Origin of the sequence: Agreia sp. (genome assembly GCF_964263775.1) — a bacterium.
Classification (GTDB): Bacteria; Actinomycetota; Actinomycetes; order Actinomycetales; family Microbacteriaceae; genus Agreia.
In genome coordinates this window covers 1-4,622 of the sequence record NZ_CAXVWM010000088.1, presented here as the reverse complement: position 1 = coordinate 4,622, position 4,622 = coordinate 1, and the positions used below count along the sequence as shown (strand labels likewise).

The following is a 4,622-nucleotide window of genomic DNA, read 5'->3' as shown; positions in this document are numbered from 1 at the left end:
GTATCAGCGGGCCCCGGCGGGGTCGAGTTTCGACATGTTCGCCGTCGAGGTGCGGAGGCTGTTGGCGGTGACACCGACGATGCCGGCGGCGACGATCGCTGAACGAGTCGGCTGGGCGGGGTCGCCGTCGCTGTTCCGCGCTGTCAATGGCCAGTAGGAATTGCCCGTAGGTGGTCAGCAGAATTGCCCGCTGGTGGCCACGGATACTGCCCACTCATGGTCAACGGATCTGCCCACCTGGGTGTTGGTGGCGTTGGCCATGCGCGGTCGTCGGTGGTCTAACTCATTTTCGTGACGCCCTTCCCGGCGAGGGCCTGGGTGAGGCGGATCGAGTCGCCCGAGGTTTGGCAGACGTGGGCGTGGTGCAGGAGACGGTCGACGGTCGCTGTCGCGAGGGTCTTGGGCATGAGCTCGTCGAAGCCGGCTGGGTGGAGGTTCGACGAGATCGCTATGGAGCGTTTCTCGTAAGCGGCATCGACGAGGCGATAGAGCCCTTCGGCGGCGTCGGCACCGACTTCGAGGAGGCCGATGTCGTCGATCACGATCAGGTCCGAGCGCAGGATCCGGGCCACGACCCGGCCGACGGAGTCGTCAGCGCGGTGGGCCCGGACCAGGGCGCCGAGGTCCTCGAGGCGGAACCACGTCACTCTCATGCCGGCCTCGACGATTTGCTGGCCTAGGGCCTCGAGGAAGAACGTCTTCCCGGTCCCTGACGGGCCGCAAACGACAACGTTTTCCTTCCGACCGATCCATTCCAGCGTCCGTAGCGCCTGTTGGGTGGGCACCGGGATCGAGGATGCCGACTCGTCCCAGGTATCGAACGTCTTCCCCGTTGGGAACCCCGCCGCCCGCCGCCTGGTCGCGAGCATCGACCGGGACCGGCCTGTGACTTCCTCGACGAAGAGGGCCTTGATGATCTCGGCGGGTTCCCATCGTTGCGCTCGGGCAGTGGCGATGAGCTCGGGTGCCAGGGCTCGGGCGTAGGGCATCTTCAGTTGCCGCATCAACGCTTCCAGCTCGGCTGGCAGGGCGGGAGCGGCGGCCTGTGTGACGCTCATGCGCTTTGCTCGAGCTCGTCCTCGGTGGCCTGCCCGATCGCAGCCCACCCGGCGGTGCCCTGCGCCAGCGAACTGGTCTCGGTCGCCGTTCGCGCGGGCGGGCGGACGCCGCCAGCACTGAGCAGGGAGGCGAGGTCACCGGTCGCGAAGCGCCCGTAGGTGGCCGCTTGGCCGAGGGCCTCGTCGACTTGGGCAGTGCCGCTGATCTTCGCCAGCGCCACGGCCTCGGCCATCTTCACGTTCATCCGCGCGGTGCCGACCGCCGCGGCCTCGAGCAGCCAGGCCTGTGCGCCGGCGCCGATGGCGAGGAACTCGGTCTCCGAGGTGCTGCGCGGGGTGATCGTGTAGTCGCCCGGGATCTTCTCTCGGTGGTCGGGGAAGTGGGCATCGTAGATGCGTGGGCTGCCGGGCCGGGCCCGGTGGTGCCGGGCGACTTCGACGGGCCCGTCGCTGCCGACGTGGACGATGACGACCTGCTCGTCGACCCCAACGCCGTGGCTGCGGACGAAGACCCGGGCACCAAGCAGGTGCGCCGGGACGGAGTACTGGCCCGTCTCGAACGTGACCATCGGCGTGTTCTCCGGAACCATGCGGGTCAGGCCCAGCGCGACGGTGTGCGCGGTGTCAGGGACCCGGTGCAGCCGGGGTCGTTCCTCCTCGAGCATCACGGCAGGCTTTCTTTTGGTGGCGCGGTGCTCCCGGTTGTTGACTTCGACCATGAAAGCTTCGCAGGCCGCTTCGATCTCGGCGAACGAACCGTATTCGGGGCGCAGGTTGATGTCTTTGGGCACGATGTCGGCCTTGGCGAGCTTCACCGACGACTCCACCCCACCCTTGGAAGCCGGGTCCGCGGGCTGGCAAGTCAACACGGTCACGCCGTAGTGCCGGGCGAACTCGACCGTCTGCGGGTTCCGCACCGGAACGCCCGCAACGTGGGAGATGGTGACGGTTTTCTCGTTGTCGGTCAGCACGTAGGTCGGTGCGCCACCCAGAATCCGAAAAGAGCGATCCAACGCGGCGAACACGCTCGGCGCCGTCCGATCGCGCAACGCGATCACGATGCGGAACCGCGCCCAGGCCAACCAAGCAACGAACAGCACGGTCTTCTTCCCGTCAATGACGGGGCCGTCGCCGAAGTCGTATTGCAACCACATCCCCGGCTCGGTAATCCAGGGTCGGTGCACTCGAACTTGGCCAAAGCGGAAAGCTGCACGGACCTGCGCGACCGCGCGCCTGGTCGATCGCTCCGAGCCGTCATAGCCGAGCGCACGAAGTTTCTCGTGGGCTTTGTCGGCACGGATCTTGCCCTTGGACTTCTCGACCCATTCCTCGATCTTGGGCATAAACGGGTCCGTGACCCGGCCCCGGAACGCAGGCTCCGCGATGGGCCGGCCCGCGTCGCGGGCCGCGACGTGTCGGGCGACGGTGTGGTGCGAGCAGCCGGTGAGCTCGGCTGTTGCGCGCAACGACCCGGTCAGGTCGTAAGCAGCGAGTATTTCCATGATTTCTCCGTCAAACTTCATTCAGGGCCTCTTCCTGGGCGACTTTGGTGCGACTAGACACCGTCATCAAATCCCAGGGAGAGGCTCCCGCCGTGTAACCGGGCCGGGGTTCATAAATAGAAGTGGGCAGATCTCATGGCCACCAGCGGGCAGTCCTACCGGCCATCAGTGGGCAGTTCCATGGCCACCTACGGGCACTCTGCCATGGCCGCTAACAGACGCCTGGGATCGACTTACGGGCGTTCAAGGCTTGCCATGTCGTCTTGTAAGGCTCGGGATTCGCCAGGGGGCAGGGTCAAAGAACGACTTGGCCAGCCCACCTTGGCCACGACTCAACGGAGCGGTCAAGGTCGATGCCGTGCAGCCGGATCAGACAAAGATCGCCTGACGATCGGGTCACTGCCCTGAGGCTGTGCGAAAGACCGCCGGAATGGAGAGGAATCCACTCAAGTACCTCAACAAGGTCGGCACCGGAGAGCTCCCATTCTGTTTTAGAACTGCCATCATCGGACCAGAAATACACTCGGTAGCTCGGATCGTCTACCTGTGAGGTTTGGTCCCTCGGATCGATGAGTTCGGCCTCCATCCCCCGAACCTAGCCCACGCCGTCATTTTGCGATTGTCCCTCGATCGCTACGCGCCCGCTAAGGCATCTGCTTACGTGCGCCGGGGCAACTCCTCGTAACTGCTCTGCATCCAACACGGGTCCCATGAAGAGGTAGCCTCGCGAGCAACGTTTCCGCGCTTCTCGTTTGCCATCAGCCATCTGGCGCGGGAAGGTGGCCTGCATGGCGAGTGAAGAACCGTACGTGTACGCCACCCGGATCGTGAGGGTGTTCCCCGACGACGCCGGTTCCGTCATATGGTTCAGCGAGCCGATTCCTTACTACGAAACATGTCTATCGGAGGGCCTGGTCTCGCGGCTGATTGCATGGGAAGCGTCTTACTACGCGGGCCTCACAGAAAACTACGAGTGGCGCTCGCCTGCCCATCTGCACCAGTTTCGCGTCGAAGGACTCGAACTCGCACACGAAGTCGCCCGCGAAATCGGTCCGGAATTCGAGGTCGGGTACCGCTCCTACGGGAACGTGAAGGCACTTCTCCAAAGCGTGGAAGAGGCCGTAAATCCCTCGGCACGCGATGCCTTCGCTTCGCGGGCGGAATTGGCCGTAAAAGATTGGACGGCAAATCGGGCGCGTCTTGCCAAAATTGCAGACTCCCTCGACAGACGCCGGCGCCCCTAGAACGGGTCTGACCTATCCCTGGCTTCACAGGGGATCAATCGTTTCAGTCCACGGGGCGACGCAACTGATCGCCCGCCGAGGTGCCCGTAAGTCGTGGGTCTTACGGGCGTCATTTGTAGCGATCGGTGGCGGCGTTGTCGCACCGCTAAACGTCACCCTGGTTGCCCGGGTCACGACCCGTCGTCTAGCCGATCGGACGCCAAACGCTGCAACGCCCGTACGCTGTTCACCTGGCGAGCCGTCTTGTGCTCACACACCGCCTAAGGGATCAGGCAACCAGGCGTTGCCGCGCAAATCTCGCTCGCGGGCCAGGCCCCGCTTGTAACCTAAACCTATGCAGGTCATCGAAACTGTTCACGCCGAACCCCGCGAGGTGCTCGTGGGCAACATCTCGATGTTCTAGTTGGAAGAAGGGGATAGGAGGTGGCCTACTATCACCTTCTCGGTAGTGCGTGCCGAAAGCGTCAGTCGACGAGATCCGAACGCACGAATGTGACCGTCGTGGATTCGCTCGACGAGCCTTCATCGGCTCCGGCAAGTCGCGCGTTTTGATATACGCCGGTGCCGCATCCGTTTTGATCGCGTTCCCCGTCCGAACAGCACTCCGTCGCGTCGACACCGGCCACGGAGAGACCCAGATCGCCGAGGCCGAGGCGATCTCCGTGAGCGAAGCGCTGTAGGGGTTCAGTGCATGTAAAACGCCCGTAGCCTGAGGAGGTGCCACGCCCAACCACCTCTGCTCCTCGCGAGCGACTCTCCCGCGACGTCTACGTTCTCGGGCTCATCGCCTTCTTCGTGATGGTGGGCTTCGGCGTCGT

4 protein-coding genes are annotated in these 4,622 nt (G+C 64.3%); 2 read left to right on the top strand and 2 right to left on the bottom strand.

Annotation, left to right across the window (positions count from 1 at the left end; genetic code table 11):
- Window positions 1-278 precede the first annotated feature (278 nt).
- Both istB and istA read right to left on the bottom strand, forming a co-directional pair.
- Window positions 279-1,058, bottom strand: a complete 780-nt coding sequence (gene istB / locus ACE5CZ_RS07180; protein WP_374946647.1) for an IS21-like element helper ATPase IstB — start codon at window positions 1,056-1,058, stop codon at window positions 279-281.
- Window positions 1,055-2,581 (bottom strand): IS21 family transposase, encoded by a 1,527-nt coding sequence (istA, locus tag ACE5CZ_RS07175; RefSeq protein WP_374946646.1) that lies wholly within the window; start codon window positions 2,579-2,581, stop codon window positions 1,055-1,057. The genes istB and istA overlap by 4 nt, the downstream gene beginning before the upstream one ends.
- Window positions 2,582-3,348: 767 nt before the next feature.
- Here istA and ACE5CZ_RS07170 point away from each other — a divergent pair.
- Both ACE5CZ_RS07170 and ACE5CZ_RS07165 read left to right on the top strand, forming a co-directional pair.
- Window positions 3,349-3,804 carry a hypothetical protein gene (locus tag ACE5CZ_RS07170; protein WP_374946645.1) on the top strand — a complete coding sequence of 152 codons (456 nt, stop codon included), beginning with the start codon at window positions 3,349-3,351 and terminating at the stop codon, window positions 3,802-3,804.
- Window positions 3,805-4,256: 452 nt separating this feature from the next.
- Window positions 4,257-4,484, top strand: a complete 228-nt coding sequence (locus ACE5CZ_RS07165; protein WP_374946644.1) for a hypothetical protein — start codon at window positions 4,257-4,259, stop codon at window positions 4,482-4,484.
- Window positions 4,485-4,622 lie beyond the last annotated feature (138 nt).

Coding starts and splice junctions, on each gene's coding strand:
- istA (WP_374946646.1), bottom strand. CDS start 2,581: ATGAAGTTTGACGGAGAAATCATGGAAATACTCGCTGCTTACGACCTG.
- istB (WP_374946647.1), bottom strand. CDS start 1,058: ATGAGCGTCACACAGGCCGCCGCTCCCGCCCTGCCAGCCGAGCTGGAA.
- ACE5CZ_RS07170 (WP_374946645.1), top strand. CDS start 3,349: ATGGCGAGTGAAGAACCGTACGTGTACGCCACCCGGATCGTGAGGGTG.